The 23,553-nt window shown below is 61.1% G+C and carries 19 protein-coding genes and 1 pseudogene; 7 read left to right on the top strand and 13 right to left on the bottom strand.

Annotation, left to right across the window (positions count from 1 at the left end):
- The first annotated feature begins 191 nt into the window (after positions 1-191).
- Positions 192-1,541 (top strand): APC family permease, encoded by a 1,350-nt coding sequence (locus OZ911_RS01765; protein ID WP_268968555.1) that lies wholly within the window; start codon positions 192-194, stop codon positions 1,539-1,541.
- A 115-nt stretch (positions 1,542-1,656) separates the two neighbouring features.
- On the opposite strand, the gene OZ911_RS01760 is transcribed toward OZ911_RS01765, so the two are convergent.
- Complete coding sequence (locus OZ911_RS01760; RefSeq protein WP_023048954.1) at positions 1,657-2,232, bottom strand: DUF2780 domain-containing protein; 576 nt, start codon at positions 2,230-2,232, stop codon at positions 1,657-1,659.
- Positions 2,233-2,398: 166 nt separating this feature from the next.
- On the opposite strand from OZ911_RS01760, the gene OZ911_RS01755 reads away from it, so the two are divergent.
- Positions 2,399-3,394 carry an RHS repeat-associated core domain-containing protein gene (locus OZ911_RS01755; protein ID WP_083283738.1) on the top strand — a complete coding sequence of 332 codons (996 nt, stop codon included), beginning with the start codon at positions 2,399-2,401 and terminating at the stop codon, positions 3,392-3,394.
- Positions 3,395-3,451: 57 nt separating this feature from the next.
- On the opposite strand, the gene fdhA is transcribed toward OZ911_RS01755, so the two are convergent.
- From fdhA to OZ911_RS01720, 7 genes are all read right to left on the bottom strand, one after another.
- The gene (gene fdhA, locus OZ911_RS01750) at positions 3,452-4,651 is read right to left on the bottom strand and encodes a formaldehyde dehydrogenase, glutathione-independent (RefSeq protein WP_016484541.1); all 1,200 of its coding nucleotides are present in this window, start codon (positions 4,649-4,651) and stop codon (positions 3,452-3,454) included.
- 271 nt (positions 4,652-4,922) lie between these two features.
- Entirely contained in the window at positions 4,923-5,780 is an 858-nt protein-coding gene (gene purU / locus OZ911_RS01745) for a formyltetrahydrofolate deformylase (RefSeq protein WP_016484540.1), read from the bottom strand.
- 12 nt (positions 5,781-5,792) lie between these two features.
- Positions 5,793-6,425, bottom strand: a complete 633-nt coding sequence (locus OZ911_RS01740) for a sarcosine oxidase subunit gamma (RefSeq protein ID WP_016484539.1) — start codon at positions 6,423-6,425, stop codon at positions 5,793-5,795.
- A gap of 181 nt (positions 6,426-6,606) precedes the next feature.
- Positions 6,607-9,621 carry a sarcosine oxidase subunit alpha gene (locus OZ911_RS01735; RefSeq protein ID WP_016484538.1) on the bottom strand — a complete coding sequence of 1,005 codons (3,015 nt, stop codon included), beginning with the start codon at positions 9,619-9,621 and terminating at the stop codon, positions 6,607-6,609.
- Complete coding sequence (locus OZ911_RS01730) at positions 9,618-9,953, bottom strand: sarcosine oxidase subunit delta (protein WP_016484537.1); 336 nt, start codon at positions 9,951-9,953, stop codon at positions 9,618-9,620. The genes OZ911_RS01735 and OZ911_RS01730 overlap by 4 nt, the downstream gene beginning before the upstream one ends.
- A 14-nt stretch (positions 9,954-9,967) precedes the next feature.
- Positions 9,968-11,218, bottom strand: a complete 1,251-nt coding sequence (locus OZ911_RS01725; RefSeq protein WP_016484536.1) for a sarcosine oxidase subunit beta family protein — start codon at positions 11,216-11,218, stop codon at positions 9,968-9,970.
- 15 nt (positions 11,219-11,233) lie between these two features.
- The gene (locus tag OZ911_RS01720; RefSeq protein WP_016484535.1) at positions 11,234-12,487 is read right to left on the bottom strand and encodes a serine hydroxymethyltransferase; all 1,254 of its coding nucleotides are present in this window, start codon (positions 12,485-12,487) and stop codon (positions 11,234-11,236) included.
- A gap of 319 nt (positions 12,488-12,806) precedes the next feature.
- Here OZ911_RS01720 and OZ911_RS01715 point away from each other — a divergent pair, with 319 nt between their 5' ends.
- The gene (locus OZ911_RS01715) at positions 12,807-13,847 is read left to right on the top strand and encodes a threonine aldolase family protein (RefSeq protein WP_016484534.1); all 1,041 of its coding nucleotides are present in this window, start codon (positions 12,807-12,809) and stop codon (positions 13,845-13,847) included.
- A gap of 105 nt (positions 13,848-13,952) precedes the next feature.
- On the opposite strand, the gene mcpH is transcribed toward OZ911_RS01715, so the two are convergent.
- From mcpH to OZ911_RS01700, 3 genes are all read right to left on the bottom strand, one after another.
- On the bottom strand, positions 13,953-15,890 hold the full coding sequence (gene mcpH, locus OZ911_RS01710; RefSeq protein WP_016484533.1) for a methyl-accepting chemotaxis protein McpH: 1,938 nt from the start codon (positions 15,888-15,890) through the stop codon (positions 13,953-13,955).
- A gap of 120 nt (positions 15,891-16,010) precedes the next feature.
- Positions 16,011-16,313, bottom strand: coding sequence for a cell division protein ZapA (locus OZ911_RS01705; protein ID WP_016484532.1), 303 nt, complete (start codon positions 16,311-16,313; stop codon positions 16,011-16,013).
- Positions 16,310-16,540 (bottom strand): hypothetical protein, encoded by a 231-nt coding sequence (locus tag OZ911_RS01700; RefSeq protein WP_016484531.1) that lies wholly within the window; start codon positions 16,538-16,540, stop codon positions 16,310-16,312. The genes OZ911_RS01705 and OZ911_RS01700 overlap by 4 nt, the downstream gene beginning before the upstream one ends.
- Before the next feature lie 276 nt (positions 16,541-16,816).
- On the opposite strand from OZ911_RS01700, the pseudogene OZ911_RS29105 reads away from it, so the two are divergent.
- The 3 genes and pseudogenes from OZ911_RS29105 to OZ911_RS01690 all read left to right on the top strand — a co-directional run.
- Positions 16,817-17,539 (top strand): annotated as a pseudogene (locus OZ911_RS29105) (MCP four helix bundle domain-containing protein); the annotation flags it as partial.
- 30 nt (positions 17,540-17,569) lie between these two features.
- On the top strand, positions 17,570-18,442 hold the full coding sequence (locus tag OZ911_RS29100) for a methyl-accepting chemotaxis protein (RefSeq protein ID WP_408981009.1): 873 nt from the start codon (positions 17,570-17,572) through the stop codon (positions 18,440-18,442).
- Positions 18,443-18,970: 528 nt separating this feature from the next.
- Complete coding sequence (locus OZ911_RS01690; RefSeq protein ID WP_023049387.1) at positions 18,971-19,426, top strand: REP-associated tyrosine transposase; 456 nt, start codon at positions 18,971-18,973, stop codon at positions 19,424-19,426.
- Positions 19,427-19,547: 121 nt separating this feature from the next.
- On the opposite strand, the gene gbcB is transcribed toward OZ911_RS01690, so the two are convergent.
- Positions 19,548-20,648, bottom strand: coding sequence for a glycine betaine monooxygenase reductase subunit (gene gbcB / locus OZ911_RS01685; RefSeq protein WP_016484528.1), 1,101 nt, complete (start codon positions 20,646-20,648; stop codon positions 19,548-19,550).
- A gap of 308 nt (positions 20,649-20,956) precedes the next feature.
- Here gbcB and gbca point away from each other — a divergent pair, with 308 nt between their 5' ends.
- On the top strand, positions 20,957-22,249 hold the full coding sequence (gbca, locus tag OZ911_RS01680) for a glycine betaine monooxygenase oxygenase subunit (protein ID WP_016484527.1): 1,293 nt from the start codon (positions 20,957-20,959) through the stop codon (positions 22,247-22,249).
- 78 nt (positions 22,250-22,327) lie between these two features.
- On the opposite strand, the gene OZ911_RS01675 is transcribed toward gbca, so the two are convergent.
- A complete protein-coding gene (locus tag OZ911_RS01675; protein ID WP_224372423.1) occupies positions 22,328-23,134 on the bottom strand; it encodes an RHS repeat-associated core domain-containing protein in 807 nt (268 codons plus the stop codon).
- Between the last annotated feature and the right edge of the window lie 419 nt (positions 23,135-23,553).

The following is a 23,553-nucleotide window of genomic DNA, read 5'->3' as shown; positions in this document are numbered from 1 at the left end:
CTCCACCCTTCCCAAGGTGTGTGCGGTACCTGTGGGAGCGGGCTTGTCCCGCGAAGAGGCCAATGAATACCCGACAAATGCCCGATTAAAACCCAGGCTAATAATCGACATTAGGATTACTTCTTTGTCACACCCCACCTAAGTGGATAAAAATCGATCAAAGCACAATTACAAAAAGCCTGGATCGATCAATGGCCAACCCATCTAGCTCCACCCCCGCCCAGCTTCGCCGTGTCCTCGGCCTGCCCGCTCTGGTGTTCTTCGGCCTGGTCTACATGGTCCCACTGACCATCTTCACCACCTACGGCATCGTCACCGAACTCACCGGTGGCCGCACCGCCGGCGCCTACCTGGTCACTCTGGTGGCCATGCTGTTCACCGCTGCGTCCTACAGCTTCATGGTCAAACGCCTCCCGGTTGCAGGCTCGGCCTATTCCTACACCAACATGGCCTTCGGCCCCAACATCGGCTTTCTCGCCGGCTGGTCGTTGCTGCTCGACTACCTGTTCCTGCCGATGATCAACTACCTGCTGATCGGCCTGTTCCTCAACATCGCCTTCCCGGCAGTACCCGCCTGGGCTTTCGTGCTCGCCTGCATCGCCCTGGTGACAGTGCTGAACGTGGTCGGCATCAACTCGGTGGCAAAGACCAGCAACCTGATCGTTGGCGCGCAGATCGTGTTTATCGGCGTGTTTGTCGCGCTGTCCTGCCAGACATTGGCCGGCCAGCCGCTCGACCTGCTGTCGCCGCTGCTGGGTGACGGCAGCAAACCGGGCTTCGGCCACTTGATGGCGGGCGCAGCGGTGCTGTGCCTGTCGTTCCTGGGCTTCGACGCTGTGTCGACCCTGGCCGAAGAATGCCGCGACGCACGCCGCGACGTGCCAAGGGCGATCATCCTCACCACCCTGTTTGCCGGTTTGCTGTTTACCCTGCTGGCCTATGTCAGCCAGCTGGTGCTGCCGGGCAGCAGCTTTGCCAATGCCGATGCAGCGGCCAACGAGGTGATGTTCAAGGCGGGCGGGCAGTTCCTCACCAACTTCTTCACCGCCGCGTATGTTGCGGGCAGCCTGGGTTCGGCGCTGGCCTCGCAGGCGGCGGTGTCGCGCATCCTGTTCACCATGGGCCGCGACAACGTGCTGCCACGCCGTAGCTTTGGTTACCTGTCGCCGCGCTTTGGTACGCCAGTGTTCGCTATTTTGCTGGTGTCAGCCTTCTCGCTGCTGGCGCTGGTGATCGACCTGGCTACCCTCGCCTCGCTGATCAGCTTCGGCGCGCTGGTGGCGTTCTCGGCGGTAAACCTGGCGGTGGTGAAGACGCATCTGTTGGATGATGCCAGCCAGCGTAATGCCAAGGGGCTGCTGAGCTATGGCGTGGTGCCGCTGGTAGGGTTGGGGCTGACACTGTGGCTGTGGACCAGCCTGTCGGCGCTGACGCTGGTGATTGGCCTGTGCTGGTTTGCCTTGGGCCTGGCCTACTTGGCGATACTGACCGCCGGCTTCCGCCGCCCCGTGCGCCTGGTGGACTTCACAGAAGCCGCCTGACCCAATAGCCCAAGGCCTGCGCGGCCCCTTGTAGGAGCGGCCTTGTGCCGCTCCGCTCCTACAGGACGGCGCCAGCCTTCCACAGCGGTGATACCCACACTGCCCCTACAACCCCCTAGACCGAAGGCTGGGCCAACGGCGCCGGCGTAGTCCACAAACTACCCAAATTCTGCAATAACGACCCGGCAATCCCCTGCTGCCCCAGGTACTGCAGAATCAACGGCGCAAACTGCCCGATCATCCCCGTGTCCATCCCCAGCGCCTTGAACGCACTGTCCAGGTCGCTGCGGTTTTCCACGTTATTGCCCAGCGCGTTGCTCAGGGCCGACTGGCTTTCGCTGTTCTTGCCCAGCAAATCGCCCAAGCCACTCAAGCCGCCCAGCGCATTGGCCCCGGCCAGCAGGTCCAGGCCAGGTACCGCTTTGGTCAGTTGCCCATAGTCATCGGTACTCAGGTTATTACGCGCCAAGCCCAGCATTGCCCCTGCCCCACCCACGGCCTGTTCGGGGGTGATCTTCAATTCGCTGCCCAAGGTGTTAAGCAAATTGGCCTGCGCCTCGGGTGCCTGCACTTGGCCTTGTTGTTTCTGGTTTTGCATAGCGGTCACGGCGTTAGCGGCGTCGCTGAGGTTGAAGGCGAACACCGGGCTTGCGGCCAGAGTCATCAGGGTTGCCAGGGTGAATGCTTTCATCAGGAGGGACCTCGTTGGCCGGGAGCGCTGGGGAAACGTGCGTATTGGACTCCAGGTGTAAGGGTTTGTTCCAAATGCCCAACCACCTGATAAATATGCTAGTTGTGCTGGCAAATTCGGGCATGCAAATTGAACACCCTAGATACATCTCCGAAGGCAACAAGCCATGACCGACAATCCAGTAGCTCAAATTTTAAAAAACGCTGATGTCGCAACGGTACGCCCCGAAAAATCGGCAACTTCAGATGTGATGCACTTTTACCAAAATGGGCACCTGGCATCTGAAATATCGGCTAAGGGACATCGGCAAATTATGTGGGCGCAAGAAACACCCGTTGCACAGCTCGCAACATCGGAAAAATCAAATTTACTGTCAATTGATCGTGCCAATTCAGTTCTCGGCATACAACTTGAGGCTGTGTCACTATCACCTTATGGATATCTCTCCTCCCAAGATATCAAAACACTAATCCTCTTCAATGGGCAATGGCGCGATCCGTTGAGCCAAATGGACATTTTAGGTAACGGACACCGTCAATTCAGTACGACACTCAGACGTTTTTGCAATCCGGATTTACATCAGAGCCCATTTGGCGATGGTGGCGTAAACGCCTATGCTTATTGCGAGAATGATCCGATCAACAAAATAGATCCATCTGGACAAGCGTCAATCTTGATTATCAGAGCGCTGAAGGGGCTCGGCAACATGATGGGCTTGAGAACTCCCTCTCGCAACCTTCCTACTACTCCCAATCGCCCCGCCAGCGGGGCTGCCAACAATTATTCAGCGGCTCCACAACGCCGGCCGAATGAAGGTAGACCACTGCCTCCCCCCCCGGCTGGAGCTAGACTTGCAGAATCGCGCACCAACCATCAATTAAATATTGGATATTCTTCCCCCAGTGATGCACGTCAAGCGATGTATCTACAGACCGAACTGACAAGTAGCGGAGATCGATTAGTTGCTCTAGGGGCGGAAAAAAGCAAACTTTCCTCAACAATAAACAGACAAAAGAGCGTCGGGAATAAGCCTACTCACGAGAAAAAATTACTTTCACAAATCAAACGAGATATTCACCTTGAAACCACAAAATACCGTCTAATTGAAAACCAAATAAAGACACTGAGATCAGGGCAAACCAACATACAAAATGCACGATAATTGAAAACAGCTAAAAAAAGCCCCTCAACTGGAGGGGCTCTTTTAGTTGAAGCCGAATTACGCCGCACCCCACATCTTGTGCGGGTCAATCACAAACTTCTTCGGCACACCCGCATCAAACTCGCCATACCCTTCCGGCGCCTGATCCAGGTTGATCACCTGCACCCCCACCACTTCAGCAATGTTGATACGGTCCCACATGATCGCCTGCATCAGCTGGCGGTTGTACTTCATGGTCGGGGTCTGGCCGGTGTGGAAGCTGTGCGATTTTGCCCAGCCCAGGCCAAAGCGGATGCTCAGCGCGCCGATCTTGGCGGCGGCATCTACCGCGCCTGGGTCTTCGGTCACGTAAAGGCCCGGGATACCGATGTTGCCGGCAACGCGGGTCACTTGCATCAGCGAGTTCAGCACGGTAGCCGGGGCCTCATGCTTGGCACCTTCGTGGCCATGGCCGCGGGCCTCGAAGCCGACGGCGTCGACGGCGCAGTCCACTTCCGGCTCGCCAAGAATGTCGATGATCTGCTCGTGCAGCGGGGTGTCCTTGGACAGGTCGACCACTTCAAAGCCCTGGGACTTGGCGTGGGCCAGGCGGGCCGGGTTCAGGTCGCCGACGATGACACAGGCGGCGCCCAGCAGGCGGGCCGAGGCTGCAGCGGCCAGGCCGACCGGGCCAGCGCCTGCAACGTATACGGTGCTGCCTGGGCCTACGCCAGCCGTCACGGCACCGTGGTAGCCGGTGGGCAGGATGTCGGACAGGCAGGTCAGGTCACGGATCTTTTCCATGGCCTTGTCGCGGTCCGGCAGTTTCAGCAGGTTGAAGTCGGCGTATGGCACCAGCACGTACTCAGCCTGGCCACCGGTCCAGTCGCCCATGTCGACATAGCCGTAAGCACCACCGGCGCGGGCCGGGTTGACGGTGAGGCAGACACCGGTGTGCATCTCTTTGCACGAGCGGCAGCGGCCGCAGGCAACGTTGAAGGGTACCGACACCAGGTCGCCGATTTTCAGGCGTTCGACGTCACGCCCCATCTCGACGATTTCACCAGTGATTTCGTGGCCCAGGACCAGGCCGACCTGGGCAGTGGTACGGCCGCGGACCATGTGCTGGTCGGAGCCGCAGATGTTGGTGGAGACCACCTTCAGAATGACGCCGTGTTCGATCTTCTTGCCGCGCGGATCCTGCATTTTCGGGTAGTCGATGTGTTGCACTTCGACCTTGCCGGCGCCGAGATATACCACTCCACGATTGCCAGACATTGCTTTTACCTCGCTTGATTTTTATTTATGCAGCGTTGGTTGAAGCGCCGCCATCCGTGGGCGGCATGTGTTACTGGAATGCAGGAGATTGTGGGCCTGATAGGGCGGGTTGCACTGACTGGAAGCGACAGAGGGATGTCTTTTAGCGGCAGGCACAAAGGTGTGAGGCCATTCGCGGGACAAGCCCGCTCCCACAGGCTCACCGCTCTTTCGAACATGGCGATGAACCTGTGGGAGCGGGCTTGTCCCGCGAAGAGGCCGGTACAGGATGTCAGAGAACGACAGTCCGATTTGCGTTGAGGAACACCCGCCGCTCGATGTGATACCCCACAGCACGCGCCAGGGTCAGGCATTCGATATCCCGCCCCTTGGCAATCAGGTCTTCCGGATAGTGGCTGTGGTCCACCACCTCGACCCCCTGGGCAATGATCGGCCCTTCGTCCAGGTCGTTGTTGATGTAGTGCGCCGTGGCGCCCACCATCTTCACGCCCTTGTTGTAGGCCTGGTGATAAGGCTTGGCGCCCTTGAACCCTGGCAACAAGGAGTGGTGAATGTTGATCGCCCAGCCATCCAGGCGCCGGCACAGCTCGGGCGACAGCACCTGCATGTAACGGGCGAGAATAACCAGCTCGGCGCCGGTTTCCTCGATCACCTGCAGGACCTTGCGCTCTTGCCCCGCCTTGTCATTGGGGTCGAGTGCGAAGTGGTAATAGGGGATCTTGTGCCAGTGCGCCAGGGGTTCGAGGTCGGGGTGGTTGGACACCACTGCAACCACGTCCATGCCCAGCTGGCCGATACGCTGCCGGTACAGCAGGTCGTTCAGACAGTGGTCGGCCTTGGACACCATGATCACCACTTTCGGGCGGTGGTTCGGTGCGGTCAGCTCGAAAGCCATGCCGAACGCTTCGCTGCGCTCGGCCAGGCCGGCACGGAAGCCCGTTTCGTCGAAATCGTCCGGCTGGCGGAATTCGACACGAATGAAGAAGCGCCCCGACTGCCGGTCATCGAAGGAGTGGTGCTCCGTCACGTAGCAGCGCTGCTCGAAGAGGTAACGCGTCACCACGTCGACGGTGCCGAGCATGCTCGGGCAGTCGGCGGTGAGAATCCAGGTATCCGGTGCCCGACTCATGTTCTGCTCTCCTTAAGCCTCGATGCTCAGGCCGTATTCGGCCGAAGCGTCCTGCAACCACAGCCACCAGTAGTCGGCAAAGCTGCGGCGAATCACCAGCTCCCAGGTGTCTTCGGCGGTACGGCGGATCACCAGTTGCGACTTGGCGAACACAGTGCCCACGGCCTTGCCCACCGGGAAGTTGTTCGGGTGAACATCATAGCTGGTGGATTTCATCAGCACTTCGCGCACGTTCGGGCCGCGCAGTTCCAGCAGGCTTTGCCCGCCGCTGACGTTGACCACCTGAATATGCTGGCCTTCAAGGGCTGCACGCAGCTTTTGCTCGACCGCCAGTTCCTGGCCACCGGGCACGATCAGCAGCCACTCGTCGGGGCCGACCCATTGCAGCGACATGTCGTTATTGGCGACCACAGTCAGGGCTACTGGCAGCTCCAGGCCCAGGGCCTTGTGCACGCCGGCGGCGAATTCCGGGTTATGGCCGTCGCCACGCAGGGTCAGGTGGCCAAGGAACTTGCGTTCACGCAGGGTCACGCCTGCGTTCTTGCGGCCTTTGCCAACCAGGCTGGCCAGGTCGGCGTGGTGCAGTGGCGACTGGGCCTTGGCCTCGGCGCCGGGGTTTTGCTGGAAGACGTTGATAGCGCTCATTTCTTACCTGCCTTGAATTCTGTTGTCCGTAAGACCAGAGGTCACATGCAATGCCCGAATGCTAGCGGTGGCCTGTGGGAGCGGGCTTGTCCCGCGAAGAGGGCGGTAAGGCCACCATCGCATTCGCGGGGCAAGCCCGCTCCCACAGGGCTTGCATTTCAAGCAGACCTATCTCAGGGCCTTAGACGTTCTGCCGCTCACCCTTCGGATCGAAGAACACCGAAGACACGATTTCCGCTTCGATCACGCTGCCATCTGCCTGCGGCGAGTAGACACGCTCGCCCATGCGCTTGAGGCCGCCTTTGACCACACCCATGGCGAATGAATAGCCCAGGGAGTTGGACGCGTAGCTGGAGGTGACGTGGCCAACCATGTCCATCGGGATCGGCTGTTTAGGGTCGAACACCAGTTGGGCGCCTTCCGGCAGCCACTTGGTCGGGTCGACCGGCTTCAGGCCTACCAGCTGCTTGCGGTTCTCGCGCACGCAGTCTTCACGGTTCATGCCACGCAGGCCGATCCACGAGAACGGCTTGTTACGGCCAACGCACCAGCTCATGTTCAGGTCGTCCGGGTTCATCGAACCGTCGGTGTCCTGGCCCACGATGATGAAGCCCTTCTCGGCACGCAGTACGTGCATGGTCTCGGTGCCATACGGGGTCAGGTTGTACTTTTTACCGGCCTCGATGATCTGTTCCAGCACGCCCATGGCGTAGTTGGCCTGCACGTTGACTTCGTACGACAGCTCACCGGTGAACGAGATACGGAACACACGGGCCGGCACGCCGCCGACGTTGCCTTCCTTCCAGGTCATGAACGGGAAGGCTTCCTTGTCCATGTCGATATCGGTCAGCTCGCTGAGCAGCTTGCGGCTGTTGGGGCCGGACAAGGTCATGGTGGCCCAGTGGTCGGTAACCGAGGTGAAGTACACCTTCAGCTCTGGCCATTCGGTCTGGTGGTACAGCTCCATCCACTGCAGCACACGGGCGGCGCCGCCGGTGGTGGTGGTCATGATGAAGTGGTTGTCGCCGACGCAGGCGGTTACGCCGTCGTCGAAAACCATGCCGTCTTCCTTGCACATCAGGCCATAGCGGGCCTTGCCCACATCGAGCTTGGTCCAGGCGTTGGTGTAGATGCGGTTGAGGAACTCGCGCGCGTCCGGGCCCTGGATGTCGATCTTGCCCAGGGTCGAGGCGTCCAGCAGGCCCACGCTGTCGCGCACGGCCTTGCACTCGCGGGCCACGGCGGCATGGATGTCTTCACCGGCTTTGGGGAAGTACCAAGGGCGCTTCCACTGGCCAACGTCTTCGAACTCGGCGCCGTTCTTCACGTGCCAGGCATGCAGGGCGGTGAAACGCACGGGCTCGAACAGGTGGCCACAGTGGCGGCCCGCTACCGCGCCGAACGTGACCGGCGTGTAGTTGGGGCGGAACATGGTGGTGCCCATTTCCGGGATGGTGATGCCGATCGAACGGGCGGCGATGGCCAGGCCGTTGATGTTGCCCAGTTTGCCCTGGTCGGTACCGAAGCCCAGCGCGGTGTAGCGTTTTACGTGCTCAACCGACTCGAAGCCTTCACGGGTGGCCAGCTCGATACCGGCGGCGGTCACGTCGTTCTGCTGGTCGACGAACTGCTTCGGCCCCTTGGTGCCTTTGTCGTGCGGCACCTGGAACAGTGCCACGGTGGCCTCTTCCTTGCGCGCCACGGTTTTTGGCAGGGTGCCGACAGAGGCTTTGAAGCCCGCCTCGGTGGCTGCGCGAACGCCGCCTTCGAAACCGTCGGCAATCACATCACCAAGGGCGTAGACGCCGTTGATACCACCCACGCACTCACGTTTCTGCGGTGCATCGCCCGGCACGAAGCCGAGGATGTCGTCACGCCATACCGGGCGACCGCCCAGGTGCGAAGCCAGGTGCACGATCGGGCTGTAGCCACCGGAGGTTGCGATCAGGTCGCACTCAAGGGTTTCGCCTGGGCTGGTGACTTTGTGCGCCTGCACATCGATGGCCGCCACGCGGGCGCCGGTGACATGCTTGCTGCCTTTGGCCTCGACCACGGCGCTGGAGGTGAGGATGCGGATGCCTTTGGCACGCGCCTCTTCAACCAGCGAGCCCCGTGGGTTGTGGCGGGCATCGGCGATGGCGACCACTTGCAGGCCAGCGTCGTGCCAGTCCAGCGCGGCGCGGTAGGCGTGGTCGTTGTTGGTCGACAGCACCAGCTTGCGGCCCGGGGCCACGCCGTAGCGGCGAACGTAGGTGGAGACTGCACCGGCCAGCATGTTGCCCGGTACGTCGTTGTTGCCGTACACCAGCGGGCGCTCGTGGGCGCCGGGCGCCAGCACCACGCGTTTGGCGCGTACACGGTGCACACGGTGGCGTACCTGGCCGATCGGTGCGCGGTCACCGAGGTGGTCGGTGAGGCGCTCATGAATGGTCAGGAAGTTATGGTCGTGGTAGCCGTTGACCGTGGCACGTGGCAGCAGGGTCACGTCCGGCAGCCCTTCCAGCTCTTTGATCACGGCGTTGACCCAGTCGGCGGCAGGCTTGCCGTCGAGGGTTTCGCGGCTGTCGAGCAGGCTACCGCCAAACTCTTCCTGCTCGTCAGCCAGGATCACACGGGCGCCGCTGCGCGCAGCAGCCAGTGCAGCGGCCAGGCCAGCAGGGCCGGCGCCGACGATCAGCACGTCGCAGTGCTGGTTCATGTAGTCGTAGCTGTCCGGGTCGTTCTGCAGCGGTGCACGGCCAAGGCCTGCAGCTTTGCGGATGTACTTCTCGTACGTCATCCAGAACGATTTCGGGTACATGAAGGTTTTGTAGTAGAAGCCCGGCGGCATCATGCTGCCGCCCACCTTGCCGAGGATGCCCATCACGTCGTTGTTGACGTTCGGCCAGCCGTTGGTGCTGGTGGCGACCAGGCCGGCGTACAGCGCCTGCTGGGTGGCGCGCACGTTCGGGATCTGGGTGGCTTCGCTGGAACCGATCTGCAGGATGGCGTTCGGCTCTTCAGTGCCGGCAGCGATGATGCCGCGTGGGCGCGAATACTTGAAGCTGCGGCCGACGATGTCTACGCCGTTGGCCAGCAACGCAGCGGCCAGGCTGTCACCGGCATAACCCTGGTAGGTCTTGCCGTTGAAAGTGAAGTTCAGGACCTTGCTGCGGTCGATGCGGCCGCCGCTGGCGAGGCGATAGGTCTGGCTCATACTTTTTCCCCTTGGCCTTTGACGGTCGACGGTGCGTTCGCAGCTTTACCGTTGGCGGTCACTTGCGGCTTTTCGCCAATCTTGTAGGTTTCCAGAATTTCGTAGGTCACGGTGTCGCGGGTGACGTTGAAGTACTGGCGGCAACCGGCAACGTGGTCCCACAGTTCATGGTGAATACCGCGTGGGTTGTCACGGTAGAACATGTAGGTACCCCACTCCTCGTCGGAGCAAGCGGCAGGGTCCAGCGGGCGGGCGATGTGCGCCTGGCCAGAGGCGTGAAACTCTTCTTCGGAGCGCAGCTCGCCGCAGTGGGGACAGAAAATATGCAACATGACGGTGTCTCCGGTTAGTGGGCGACGGCGGCGGCGCCGTGTTCGTCGATCAGTGCGCCGTTGTAGAAACGGTCCATGGAGAACGGCGCGGCCAGCGGGTGCATTTCGCCCTTGGCCAGGCTCGCGGCAAAGACGTTGCCCGAACCCGGGGTCGCCTTGAAGCCGCCAGTACCCCAACCGCAGTTGAAGAACATGTTCTTGACCGGGGTCTTGGTGATGATCGGGCAGGCGTCCGGCGAGGTGTCGACGATGCCGCCCCACTGGCGGTTCATGCGCACGCGCGAGAGGTTGGGGAACATCTCGACGATGGCCTGCAGGGTGTGCTCGATCACCGGGTACGAGCCGCGCTGGCCGTAGCCGACCCAGCCGTCGATACCGGCACCGATTACCAGGTCGCCCTTGTCGGACTGGCTGATGTAGCCGTGCACGGCATTGGACATGATCACGCTGTCGATGATCGGCTTGATCGGCTCGGATACCAGCGCTTGCAGCGGGTGCGATTCCAGCGGCAGGCGGAAGCCGGCCAGCTTGGCCATGTGCCCGGAGTTACCGGCGGTGACCACGCCGACGCGTTTGGCGCCGATGAAGCCTTTGTTGGTTTCCACACCAATGACCGCGCCGTTTTCCTTGCGGAAACCGATCACTTCGGTCTGCTGGATCAGGTCCACACCCAGGGCGTCGGCAGCGCGGGCATAGCCCCAGGCCACGGCGTCGTGGCGGGCCACGCCACCACGGCGCTGAACGGTTGCGCCAAGGATCGGGTAGCGGGTGTTCTTCGAGCAGTCCAGGTACGGGATTTCGGCCGCGACCTGGGCGGTGTTCAGCAGCTCGCCATCGACGCCGTTGAGGCGGTTGGCGCTGACGCGGCGCTCGGAGTCACGAATGTCCTGCAAGGTGTGGCACAGGTTGTAGACGCCGCGCTGGGAGAACATCACGTTGTAGTTGATGTCCTGGGACAGGCCTTCCCACAGCTTCATGGCGTGCTCGTACAACTGCGCCGACTCATCCCACAGGTAGTTGGAACGCACGATGGTGGTGTTACGGGCGGTGTTGCCGCCGCCCAGGTAACCTTTCTCGATCACGGCAACGTTGGTGATGCCGTGCTCTTTGGCCAGGTAGTAGGCCGTGGCCAGGCCATGGCCGCCACCGCCGACGATAACCACGTCGTACACCTTTTTAGGGGTGGGCGTGCGCCACATGCGCTGCCAGTTTTCGTGGTGGCTGAGGGAGTGTTTGAAGAGGCCGAAGCCCGAGTAGCGTTGCATGGTCGTTTACTCCACTCAGCGGTAAACAGGGAAGTCTGCGCACAGCGCCGCGACGTTCTTCGCCACATCGGCTTCGACGTCTGCGTCACCGAGGTTGTCGAGGATGTCGCAGATCCAGCCGGCCAGAGCCACGCACTGCGCAACCTTGAAGCCGCGGGTGGTGACGGCCGGGGTGCCGATGCGCAGGCCCGAGGTGACGAACGGCGACTGTGGGTCGTTCGGCACGGCGTTCTTGTTGACGGTGATGTGCGCGCGGCCCAGGGCGGCGTCGGCATCTTTGCCAGTGAGGCCCTGGCGGATCAGGCTGACCAGGAACAGGTGGTTGTCGGTGCCACCGGACACCACGTCGTAGCCGCGGTCGATGAACACCTGGGCCATGGCCTGGGCGTTTTCGATCACTTGTTGCTGGTAGGCCTTGAAGCCAGGCTCCAGCGCTTCCTTGAAGCACACGGCCTTGGCGGCAATTACGTGCATCAGCGGGCCGCCTTGGGCGCCCGGGAATACAGCGGCGTTCAGCTTCTTCTCGATCTCTTCGTTCGACTTGGCCAGGATCAGACCGCCACGAGGGCCGCGCAGGGTCTTGTGGGTGGTGGTGGTAACCACATCGGCGAACGGGATCGGGTTCGGGTACAGGCCAGCGGCAACCAGGCCGGCTACGTGGGCCATGTCGACGAACAGCAGCGCACCCACCTTGTCGGCAATGGCGCGGAAGCGTGGGAAGTCGAGGGTCTTGGAGTAGGCCGAGAAACCGGCAACGATCATTTTCGGCTTGTGCTCGACCGCGAGGCGCTCGACTTCGTCGTAGTCGATCAGGCCGGTGTCGGTGTTGATGCCGTACTGCACGGCGTTATAGAGCTTGCCCGAGGACGACACTTTGGCGCCGTGGGTCAGATGGCCACCGTGGGCCAGGCTCATGCCGAGGATGGTGTCACCGGCCTGCAGCAGGGCCAGGTAGACGGCGCCATTGGCCGACGAGCCGGAGTGCGGCTGTACGTTGGCGTAGTCGGCACCGAACAGCTGCTTGGCGCGCTCGATGGCCAGGGCTTCTACTTTGTCCACGTGCTCGCAGCCACCGTAGTAGCGCTTGCCCGGGTAGCCTTCGGCGTACTTGTTGGTCAGGCCGCTGCCTTGGGCCTGCATGACGCGCTTGCTGGTGTAGTTCTCCGAGGCGATCAGCTCGATGTGATCTTCCTGGCGCTGTTCCTCGGCATTCATCGCCGCCAGCAGTGCGTCGTCGTAACCCTGGATCTGGTCTTGCTTGCTGAACATCGTGTATCTCCCGGCAGCGATCGTTTTTTTGTCGTGGGGCACTGTGGCCCTTTGTGGCGATGGTATGACTGGCGGGGTCGGGTCAGATGCCTGCGCACGCCTTGCAATGGCGCGTTTACGACATTGCCTTTGGGTTGATGCTGCCGGCCTCTTCGCGGGGCAAGCCCGCCCCCACAATGATTGCTGTATGCATGGCCATTGTGGGAGCGGGCTTGCCCCCCGAAGAGGCCGACGCAGATCCCACTGAAAGCAGCTTGTATAGGCAACCGCTGAATCGATGGTTTAGAGTGCTGTTCTGCGTCGTTCACAGGACCGTGTCATGACAGATAAGAGCCAACAATTCGCCAGCGACAACTATTCCGGTATCTGCCCCGAAGCCTGGGCGGCGATGGAAAAGGCCAACCACGGCCACGACCGCGCCTATGGCGACGATCAATGGACCGAGCGCGCCTCGGAATACTTCCGCAACCTGTTTGAAACCGACTGCGAGGTATTTTTCGCCTTCAACGGCACCGCCGCCAACTCCCTGGCCCTGGCCTCGCTGTGCCAGAGCTACCACAGCGTCATTTGCTCCGAGACCGCCCACGTCGAAACCGACGAATGCGGCGCGCCGGAGTTCTTTTCCAACGGCTCCAAGCTGCTGACGGCCGCCAGCGTCGACGGCAAGCTGACGCCAGAGTCCATCCGCGAAGTGGCGCTGAAGCGCCAGGACATCCACTACCCCAAGCCGCGGGTCGTGACCATTACCCAGGCCACAGAAGTGGGCACCGTGTACCGCCCCGACGAGCTGAAGGCGATCAGCGCGACCTGCAAGGAGCTGGGGCTGAACCTGCACATGGACGGCGCGCGCTTTACCAATGCCTGCGCATTCCTGGGCTGCAGCCCGGCCGAGCTGACCTGGAAGGCCGGTGTGGATGTATTGTGCTTCGGCGGCACCAAGAACGGCATGGCGGTGGGTGAAGCAATCCTGTTCTTCAACCGCCAACTGGCCGAAGACTTCGATTACCGCTGCAAGCAGGCCGGTCAACTGGCGTCGAAAATGCGCTTCCTGTCTGCGCCATGGGTGGGGCTGCTGGAAGATGGCGCCTGGTTGCGCCATGGCAACCACGCCAACCATTGCGCGCAGTTGCTGGCATCGTTGGTGAGTGACTTGCCGGGGGTGGAGCTGATGTTCCCGGTGGAGGCCAACGGGGTGTTCCTGCAAATGCCGGAGCCTGCGATTGAAGCGCTGCGCGGCAAGGGGTGGAGGTTCTATACCTTTATCGGCAGCGGCGGGGCACGGTTCATGTGTTCCTGGGATACCGAGCAAGAGCGGGTGCGCGAACTGGCAGCGGATATCCGCAGTATCATCACCGCCTGACAGGCCCCAATCGCTGGCAAGCCAGCCCCCATATGGACCACACAAGGCTCAGGCCTGTGGTGATCCTGTAGGAGCTGGCTTGCCGGCGTTGAAGCCCACACCGATCTAAAGCCTGAACCCACCCATCTGCCGCGCCAGGTCATCAGCCAAGCCACGCAACGCCTGGCACTCTTCACGGCAGCCCTGAACTTCCGCCGCCGTCTCCCGGGCCAGGTCAGAAATCCCCTGCACCGTGCGGTTGATCTCTTCGGTCACCGCCGACTGCTCTTCGGTCGCCGTGGCCACCTGATGGTTCATGTCGCTGATGTGTTCCACCTGGTCGGTAATCGCGCCCAACGACGCCCCGGTACGCTGGCTTGATTCAACGCCACTGCCGGTCGCCTGCTGCCCCGCCTGCATCGAGCTCACCGCCGAACCCGCGCCCTGCTTCAGGCGCTGGATCATCTGCTGCACTTCGTCGGTGGACAGTTGCGTACGTCGCGCCAGCGTTCGCACCTCGTCGGCCACCACAGCAAACCCGCGCCCCATCTCCCCGGCCCGCGCCGCCTCGATGGCTGCGTTCAGCGCCAGCAGGTTGGTTTGTTCGGAAATGCTGCGGATCACCGCGAGAACTTCATCAATAGAGGCGACTTCGTTGGCCAGCTGGCTGACGGCATCGGCTGCCTTGACGATGTCGCCCGACATGCCCTCGATGCCCTGAATCGAACGCCGTACCACCTCACGCGCCTGCAAGGCTTCATCCCGTGCCGACTGCGAGGCCTGCGCCGCATCACCCGCATTGCGGGCAATGTCCTGCACCGTCAGGCCCATTTCGTGCACGGCAGTGGCAACCATTTCGGTCATTTCCTGTTGCCGCCCTGAGCGCTCGGCCGTGTTGTCCACCACTTGGGTTACCTGCTCAACCGCACGATGCAGCCGTTCGGAGGTGTGCAAAACCTCGCCAATCAGGCTGCGCTGGCTGTCGAGAAAGCGGTTGAAACCCCGGGCCAGGTCACCCAGCTCATCCTGGCGCGAGTCATCCAGGCGGTGGCTAAGGTCGCCTGCGCCACTGCCAATCTGCACCAGCGCAGCGGTAACGCGGCGGATAGGCCGCACCAGGCCGCGCGCCAGCAGCACCACCAGCAGCAGCGACACCAGGGCCACACCGCCACCGATCAGGCTGGTCAGCCATACCGCCTGATGCATTTGCGCGTAGATTTCCGACTCCGGCACCTCGGCCACCAAGGTCCAGTCAAGGTCGCGCAGGGGCAGGCCGAGTGCCAGATACCGTTCACCGTCACGGCTGAAGCGGCTGCTGCGCAGGCCTTCGCCGCCCGTCATTACAGCCTTGGCAGCGTCCGTACCGAGCTGCTCGGTGAGCTGGCGCTTGCCACTGAAGGCAGCGTCCGGGTGCACCTGGATCAGGCCATCGTTACGTACCAGAAAGACCTTGCCATGCTCGCCAAAGCTGAAGTCGTGAATCAGCTTCGACAGCTCGGTCATGCGCAGGCCCATGCCGGCCACGCCCACCAGCTTGCCAGCCTTTTCCACGCGATAATCGATGAACAGCGCCAGCTCCCCAGTGGCTCCGTCGATGTCGATGTTGATAAACCGCTCGGCGCCGCTGTCGATGTAGCCGTAGAACCACTTGTCCTTGGGGTTGCTGCGGCTGAGGGTACGGTCCAGGCCATTTTCGTTGTAGTAATGGCCGGTTTCGGTCGAGGCAAACAAGGTGGTGAAGGCGCGGTTGCGCTGTTTGGCGGCGCCCAGGTATTCGATGAATGCCGCAGCCTGGGCGGGGTCTTCACCGGCAGCCAACCAGTCGCGCAGCAGCGTGTTGCCGGCAATGTCCGCCGCAGCCACCAGTGGCTGGCCGAGCATGCGCTCGATGTCATTGCGGATGGCCTCGACACTGGCAGGCAGGGCAGTGTCGACCAGGTAGCGGTCGGTGAGGCGGTTGAGCGCCACGGTGAAGATGATGACCACCACCAGGATGCTGGCCAACAGGGCTGCGCCCATGCTGGTGATCAACTGCCACTGGATGCTTTTACGCCAGATACGCATGCCCCTACTCCCCCGCACATTATTGTTTTGCGAGAAGTGTATACACTTGCGTATCCAGTTAATCCAGTGACCTGGAACAATGAGTTGGGGCTTTGGGGCGCAAAGCGCCCCAGCTATCGATCAGGACTCTGCAATGGTCCGCACGATGGCGTCCACCGTGGCGTCGATCTGCGCCTGGGTACGCGCAAGGGTCTGCTGATGTTCTTTCTGCAGTTCAACCTGTTTGGAGCACAGGTTAAGGGCAGCCAGCACCAGCAATTTGTCACCGATCAGGGTCGGGTACTGACGCTTGGTTTCGTTCAGGGCGGTGTTGAGCATCCGCACCGCCTGGGCCAGGGTTTCTTCCTGGCCTTCGGGCGCCTTGATCGAATAGTCGATGCCGAGAATCGACACGACATTGACCGGCTGCTCTTGCAATCTCATGCGCCAGCAACGCCAGCGCTGGCGCGATCAACCAGGGCCTGCAGGCGGGCGGCGGTGCTGCCGTTCTTCTCTTCCTGCTCCATCAGCGACAGCTGCAGGGTTTCGTTTTCTTCCTTGGCCTGGGCCAATTGCGTGCCGAGGGCGGTGTTCTGCTCGGTGAGTTGAGCGTTCTTCTGCATCAGGTCGCTGACCAGTTGCTCGATTTGATTCAGGGAAGCTTCCAGCATGGGTCTATCTCAGGTTGTTGCGAGGGGCGCACACGATAAAGAAAAGCGCGGCCCATCGCCATTAAAAATCGGATTCACAAGGTGTCTGGCCCGCAGATTGACAGGGTAATCACCCCCTTGTTCCGACCTGGGTCAACCGCCGGTCAGGAAAAGGTTAGCGCGCTCACAAATTTAGCGGGGCGCGCTCAAGACTGGCCAGTCACGACCGATAGCCCGGCAAGTCATGTTTTGTCGCACTTCGCGCACTCTTTATCCCTTGCCTGGATCTTCCCCTCCATGTCTCTACGCAACATGAATATCGCCCCGCGCGCGCTGCTCGGCTTCGCGCTCATCGGCCTGCTGATGCTCGGCCTTGGTATCTTCTCACTGGTGCAAATGGGCAACATTCGCCAGGCGGGCGTGGCCATCGAGCAAGTCAACGTGCCCAGCATCAAGATCCTCGACGAAATCACCGCGCTCAACCTGCGCATGCGCACCCTGTCCTATCGACTGCTGATCAACCGCGAGCCTGCCATCCAAAGCGATACCCTCAACCTGCTGGACCAGCGCAACAGCCAGATCGACCGTGCGCGCCAGGCCTATTTGCCGATGATTGCCGCCGGTGATGAACAGGCGGCGTTCGACCAGTACGGCCAGTTGCTCAACCAGTACCGCCAGCTGGAATCGCGCATGCGCAGCCTGAGCCAGGCCGGCCGCGTCGACGAACTGCGCGACCTGCTCAACCGCGACCTGCTGGCCAACTCCGAGCAAATCAACAAGGTCATGGAAACCCTGGTGCGTATCAACACCGAACAGACCCGTTCCACCAACGAGAAGGCCGCCAGCCAGTACGACACTGCCTTCACCCTGGTGATCGGCCTGCTGGTTGCCGCTACCGTGCTGACATTCGCGTGCGCCCTTTTGTTGACCCGCAGCATCGTCAAGCCGATTGATGAGGCGCTCAAATGCGCCGAGCAGGTCGCCGACGGTGACCTGACCCACATCATCCGCGCCGAAGGCACCGACGAAGCCGCCCGCCTGCTGCGTGCCATGGCCCGCATGCAAGACAAGCTACGCGACACCCTGCAGCAGATCGCCGGCTCCGCCACCCAGCTGGCCTCGGCGGCCGAAGAATTGAACGCCGTCACCGACGAAAGTGCCCGTGGCCTGCAACAGCAGAACAACGAAATTGAACAAGCCGCCACTGCCGTGACTGAAATGACCAGTGCGGTGGAGGAAGTGGCGCGAAATGCCGTGAGTACCTCAGAGGCATCCAGTGAAGCCAGCCGTTCCACTGGCGACGGTCGTGACTTGGTGATGGAGACGGTGGGCGCCATCGAGCGCATGAGCGGTGACGTGCAGGCCACAGCAAAACTGATCACGCACCTGGCCGAACAGTCGCGCGACATTGGCAAGGTACTCGACGTGATCCGCGGCCTGGCCGACCAGACCAACCTGCTGGCGCTCAATGCTGCCATTGAGGCGGCGCGCGCCGGCGAAGCGGGCCGTGGCTTTGCCGTGGTAGCGGATGAAGTGCGTGCGCTGGCGCACCGTACCCAGCAGTCGACCAGCGAGATCGAACGGATGATTGGCAGCATTCAAGGCGGCACGGAAGAGGCAGTGGAGTCGATGCGCACCAGCACTGAACGCGCCGAGTCGACGCTGAACATCGCCCGCGGTGCTGGCTTGGCGTTGGACACCATTGCCGGGGCGGTGGCACAGATCAACGAGCGTAACCTGGTGATCGCCAGCGCGGCGGAAGAGCAGGCACAAGTGGCGCGGGAAGTGGACCGCAACCTGGTGAACATCAATGACCTGTCGGTGCAGAGTGCTACGGGGGCGCATCAGACCAGTGCGGCGAGTGCTGAGCTCTCGCGCTTGGCCGTGGACCTGAATGGGTTGGTGGCACGGTTCCGTACATGACAATGCTGGGGCCGCTGTACGGCCCATTCGCGGGACAAGCCCGCTCCCACAGGCTCGGCGCTGGCTTGAGGGATTCTGTTAGCCTGCCAGAGGCTCGGCGGTGGCTTGAGGGATTCTGCTAGCCTGCCAGAGGCTCGGCGGTGGCTTGAGGGATTCTGCTAGCCTGCCAGAGGCTCGGCGGTGGCTTGAGGGATTCTGCTAGCCTGCCAGAGGCTCGGCGCTGGCTTGAGGGATTCTGCTAGCCTGCCAGAGGCTCGGCGCTGGCTTGAGGGATTCTGTTAGCCTGCCAGAGGCTCGGCGCTGGCTTGAGGGATTCTGTTAGCCTGCCAGAGGCTCGGGGCTGGTGTGAGGGCTACGGTGAGCCTCCCCCAGGGTCTGTGCTGATCTGAAGGGTACGGTGAGCCTGTGGGAGCGGGCTTGCCCCGCGAAGAGGCCAGCGTTGCTACCCAACATCCAGAAAACATTCCACACCGCACGCCACTGACATCTCACCTAGTGTTGTCCCAGCTCTCACATCAGGGACCCCACATGGACCGTGCCCAATCCCATCTGCTGCGCCGCGGCCGTTTTTCTCAGCCGGGGGGGCTTTACCTGCTGACCACGGTCACTCATGAACGTCAGCAGATCTTCACTCAATTCAACTACGCCCGTGGCGTGATCCAGCAACTGAGACAGGCGGAGCTCGATGGGCTTTGCCGGTCCCTGGCCTGGGTGGTCATGCCCGACCATGTGCATTGGCTGATTGAGTTGCAAAGTGGCACGTTGAGCTGCTTGATGCGCAGGTTCAAATCACGGAGTAGTCATGCGCTCTATCAGCGGGGCATGTCACGCAAGAAAATATGGCAGCCGGGCTATCAGGACCGGGCCTTGCGGCGGAAAGAAAGTGTGCTGCACGTGGCGAGGTACATCGTTGCCAATCCCATAAGAGCCGGGCTGGTTGACCGTGCGGGCGACTACTCACATTGGGATGCTGTATGGATCTGATGGCCCATTCGCGGGACAAGCCCGCTCCCACAGGTTTACCGAAACCTTCAGACCAGGGGTAAACCTGTGGGAGCGGGCTCGTCCCGCGAATGGGCTGCAACGCAGCCCCGGCTTTACAGGATCAGTAATCGATCCGCACATCCCCTTTCGGCACGCTGCAGCACGACAGGATGTAGCCCTCGGCTTCATCCTCTTCGGTGATGCCGCCGTTGTGCTCCATCTCCACTTCGCCGCCCAGCTTGAGCACCTTGCAAGTGCCGCAGATACCCATGCCGCAGGCTTTCGGGATCATCAGGCCAACCTTGGCTGCGGCCGCATGCACAGTCTCGCCCGGGGCGATGCGGATGCTCTTGTCGCTGCCGATGAACTCCACCAGGTTGAGGTCGGATACATCCAGCTCCGGTGCGTCGGCCGCCTGTTCGGCGTGCTCCACCGCATCGGCCTTGGCCTCGGCCGGCGTCGCACCAAACGACTCCTCGTGATAATTCTTCATGTCGAAACCGACGGCTTCGAGCATGCGCTTGACCGCCGTCATATAAGGCGTCGGGCCGCAGCAAAACACCACGCGCTCCATGTAGTCAGGGGCGATCAGTTCCATGAGTCGCTGATTCAGGTAACCGCGGTACCCCGCCCATGGCTCGCCCAGGCCATGCTTCTCGCAAATGATATGCAGGCTGAAGTTGGGGATGCGCGAGGCCATCTGTTCCAGCTCGCGATGGTAGATGATGTCCTTCGGCGAACGGGCGCTGTGCACGAACACCATGTCGACGTTGGCGTTGGTGTCATAGAACCAGCGCGCCATCGACATGACCGGCGTAATGCCGACACCGCCCGACAGGTACAGCGCCTTGCCCGCCGGGAAGTCGATGGCGTTGAACAGCCCCACCGGGCCGTGTACCGGCAGTTCGGCGCCTTCGTGCATGGTGTCGTGCAAGAAGTTGGACACCAAGCCACCCGGCACGCGCTTCACTGTGATCGAAAAACTGTAGGGCACCGACGGCGAACTGGAAATGGTGTAGGAACGCATCACCGGCTTGCCTTCGATCTCCAGCTCCAGGGTGACGAACTGCCCGGGCTTGAAGAAGAACATGATCGGCTGGTCGGCCATGAAGCAGAAGGTGCGCACGTCCCAGGTCTCCTGGATGACCTTGACGCAGCGCACGATGTGGCGGCCGTTGGCCCAGGTCTGGGTGGTGACCGGATTGAGGAAGGTATCGGACATGTTCATCTCCAGCAGCCGACTAGTGGGCTTTTTATGGCTTGGATAATGCGCAAGCTGAGAGCGACGTACATTCCTGCCAGCGACATCGGCGTGCTTATCGCGACCAGCCCCGCGCTACAAGGGCTGGCGCGTCGTAATTCAATTCGGCCATGTCGCCCATGGATACGGTTCGCGGCGTCTTCGGACGCACACTCCACGGCAAATAAACATGCCTGCTGTTTAAACAAAAAGCCGCTGATAACCGCCTTGCGGCAACAACAACGATTAGCCACCTTTTGCCGGCCGCACACGGCCCCGAGGAATACACGATGGACGTCACCGCAACCCTGAGCCTGGGCGATCCACTGGAACCTGCACGCAAGGCTACCGCCGAGATGCTGCAGACCCGCGAGCGCACCTACTCGCTGCCCCAGCCTTTCTACACCGACGAGCGTCTGTTCCAGATCGACATGCAGGAGATCTTCCAGAAAGAATGGTTGATCGCTGGCATGACTTGCGAAATTCCGGCGAAAGGTAACTACATCACCCTGCAGATCGGCAAAAACCCGATCCTGGTGGTGCGGGGTGCCGAAGGCAAGGTGCACGCCTTCCATAACGTCTGCCGCCACCGTGGTTCGCGTTTGTGCGTCAGCGACAAAGGCAAGGTGGCCAAGCTGGTCTGCCATTACCACCAGTGGACCTATGAACTGGACGGCCGCCTGCTGTTCGCCGGCACCGAAATGGGCGCCGACTTCGACATGAAGGAGTACGGCCTGAAGCCGGTGCATGTGAAGGTGGCCGGTGGCTATATCTTCATCAGCCTGGCAGAAAACCCGCCTGCCATCGACGAGTTCCTGGCTACCCTGGAACACTACATGGAACCGTACGATATGGAGAACACCAAGGTGGCGGTGCACACCACCTTGATGGAAAAGGCCAACTGGAAGCTGGTGCTGGAAAACAACCGCGAGTGCTACCACTGCAGCGGTTCGCACCCGGAGCTGCTGCAAACCCTGCTGGAGTGGGACGACACCAACGACCCGCGCGCCAGCCAGGAATTCAAGGACCACGTGGCCGCTTCGGCCGCCGCCTGGGAAGCCGAAAAAATCCCGTACCTGCATAAGAGCCATGGCCTGCGTAACCGTATCGTGCGCATGCCCCTGCTCAAAGGCACGGTATCGATGACCATGGACGGCAAACAGGCCTGCCAGAAGCTGATGGGCCGCATCAAGAACCCGGACCTGGGCTCGATGCGCATCCTGCACCTGCCGCACTCGTGGAACCACTGCATGGGCGACCACATGATCGTGTTCACCGTGTGGCCGATCAGCGCCCAGGAAACCATGGTCACCACCAAGTGGCTGGTGCACAAGGATGCGGTCGAAGGCGTCGATTACGACCCGGAGCGCATGCGCAAGGTGTGGGACGCTACCAACGACCAGGACCGCCGCCTGGCGGAAGAGAACCAGCGTGGCATCAACTCTACGGCGTACCAGCCTGGGCCTTACTCGAAGACTTACGAGTTTGGTGTGGTGAACTTCATTGACTGGTACAGCGACCGCGTGTTGGCCAACTTGGGCGCAGAGCCTGCTCCATACCTGAAAGAGGTGAAGGCGCAGTAAACCATCATCGGTGGCCTGGCAGCGCTCCGAACTTAACAGCGTGAGCGCGCCAGGCAAACCGTATGCTCGGAGATTTCCCTATACCTGGACATCATGAGGCACCGATCGTAACGACCTGATCCAGCTCGCAGCGGCTGCAAATCCTCTGCCTACATATGCCAACCCACGGCCTACGGTAGAGAGCATCTCGTCCAACATCGTCAAATCCATGAACGTATTCCCCAATAACCGGTGAGTGTCACGTGGATAAGTCCGCATGTAGTGGGCTACTTCACGTGCTGCGGCGAAATTTCCTGTCAAACCACCGCTCAGATTTGTGACCGTATTTCCTAGCGCGATGAGATCCACAGCGCTCTGAACGCTTGGGGTCACCCCGTTGGCAGCGGCGACCACCTGCCCGGCTACGCCAAAAGCGCCGGTCAAACTGAACTGCTGGTTCGAAATTCTGGCTGTAAGCGGTAGCTCCTGATAATCAGCGGGCACGCCGTTAGCCAACCGAGCAGCCGACCTGCGCCCGACCACATTCCTCATTGTTCGAACCGTCGCGCCCGAGAAGGTGGCACCGCTGGAGAGCAAGCCAATGCCCCTGAGTATGACGCCCCAGAATGCACCGTTTGGGTCATGCCGGTTTACCGGATCTCCGCCACAGTAGGCGTACCCATTGATACCCCCCTTGGAAAACGGGCTGAGCGAGTCACAGGTCGTAAAGCGCAAGAGGGTCGGGCTATAGAAGCGACGGCCATTGCCCAACGGATAATTGCCCGTGAGCGGATCACGATGCTGGCCACCAAAAGCCAGCACCGGTGCTGGGCTGGTTTTCATGAAGCCGTAAGGTGAATAAGCGTGCAGACCTGGCAACACGGAGCGCTGCAGGTCTGTCGTCAAAAAATGAGCCGCCATAGGTTATGCACAAGTTTTAATTGTTTGGAATACCGTAGCGGTGAATGAAAGGTGTGGCTACTGACATAAATATCAGGTGAATGACTGCTCATTTTTTGATCAAAGCCAGCAAGGCAGCCTAACTGTTGGGCCACAGAGGACTCCATACACCTTATCCACAGACTCACCAACAGAGTTTGTGAACAAAGCGCGAACATGCAGCGCGTCGGGTGTGGATAAGCGATTCAACGCCTTGAAAATCAGTGATCAGAAGATATCCATGCCCATTTGATCATTTCTTAATCAATCACTCACAAGCGAGGAGCTGCGCGGCTTTCAGGTAGCGCCGAACAGATTATCCACAGACCCGCTAACAGCGATTGTGGGCAAAACCTGCGGGAGGCACGCATATCTGTGGCTGAGGA

Origin of the sequence: Pseudomonas fortuita, assembly GCF_026898135.2 — a bacterium.
Taxonomy (GTDB): domain Bacteria; phylum Pseudomonadota; class Gammaproteobacteria; order Pseudomonadales; family Pseudomonadaceae; genus Aquipseudomonas; species Aquipseudomonas fortuita.
The sequence above is the reverse complement of the archived record's forward strand: the minus strand, read 5'-3'. Positions and strand labels throughout refer to the sequence as shown.

Coding starts and splice junctions, on each gene's coding strand:
- OZ911_RS01765 (WP_268968555.1), top strand. CDS start 192: ATGGCCAACCCATCTAGCTCCACCCCCGCCCAGCTTCGCCGTGTCCTC.
- OZ911_RS01760 (WP_023048954.1), bottom strand. CDS start 2,232: ATGAAAGCATTCACCCTGGCAACCCTGATGACTCTGGCCGCAAGCCCG.
- OZ911_RS01755 (WP_083283738.1), top strand. CDS start 2,399: ATGACCGACAATCCAGTAGCTCAAATTTTAAAAAACGCTGATGTCGCA.
- fdhA (WP_016484541.1), bottom strand. CDS start 4,651: ATGTCTGGCAATCGTGGAGTGGTATATCTCGGCGCCGGCAAGGTCGAA.
- purU (WP_016484540.1), bottom strand. CDS start 5,780: ATGAGTCGGGCACCGGATACCTGGATTCTCACCGCCGACTGCCCGAGC.
- OZ911_RS01740 (WP_016484539.1), bottom strand. CDS start 6,425: ATGAGCGCTATCAACGTCTTCCAGCAAAACCCCGGCGCCGAGGCCAAG.
- OZ911_RS01735 (WP_016484538.1), bottom strand. CDS start 9,621: ATGAGCCAGACCTATCGCCTCGCCAGCGGCGGCCGCATCGACCGCAGC.
- OZ911_RS01730 (WP_016484537.1), bottom strand. CDS start 9,953: ATGTTGCATATTTTCTGTCCCCACTGCGGCGAGCTGCGCTCCGAAGAA.
- OZ911_RS01725 (WP_016484536.1), bottom strand. CDS start 11,218: ATGCAACGCTACTCGGGCTTCGGCCTCTTCAAACACTCCCTCAGCCAC.
- OZ911_RS01720 (WP_016484535.1), bottom strand. CDS start 12,487: ATGTTCAGCAAGCAAGACCAGATCCAGGGTTACGACGACGCACTGCTG.
- OZ911_RS01715 (WP_016484534.1), top strand. CDS start 12,807: ATGACAGATAAGAGCCAACAATTCGCCAGCGACAACTATTCCGGTATC.
- mcpH (WP_016484533.1), bottom strand. CDS start 15,890: ATGCGTATCTGGCGTAAAAGCATCCAGTGGCAGTTGATCACCAGCATG.
- OZ911_RS01705 (WP_016484532.1), bottom strand. CDS start 16,313: ATGAGATTGCAAGAGCAGCCGGTCAATGTCGTGTCGATTCTCGGCATC.
- OZ911_RS01700 (WP_016484531.1), bottom strand. CDS start 16,540: ATGCTGGAAGCTTCCCTGAATCAAATCGAGCAACTGGTCAGCGACCTG.
- OZ911_RS29100 (WP_408981009.1), top strand. CDS start 17,570: ATGGCCCGCATGCAAGACAAGCTACGCGACACCCTGCAGCAGATCGCC.
- OZ911_RS01690 (WP_023049387.1), top strand. CDS start 18,971: ATGGACCGTGCCCAATCCCATCTGCTGCGCCGCGGCCGTTTTTCTCAG.
- gbcB (WP_016484528.1), bottom strand. CDS start 20,648: ATGTCCGATACCTTCCTCAATCCGGTCACCACCCAGACCTGGGCCAAC.
- gbca (WP_016484527.1), top strand. CDS start 20,957: ATGGACGTCACCGCAACCCTGAGCCTGGGCGATCCACTGGAACCTGCA.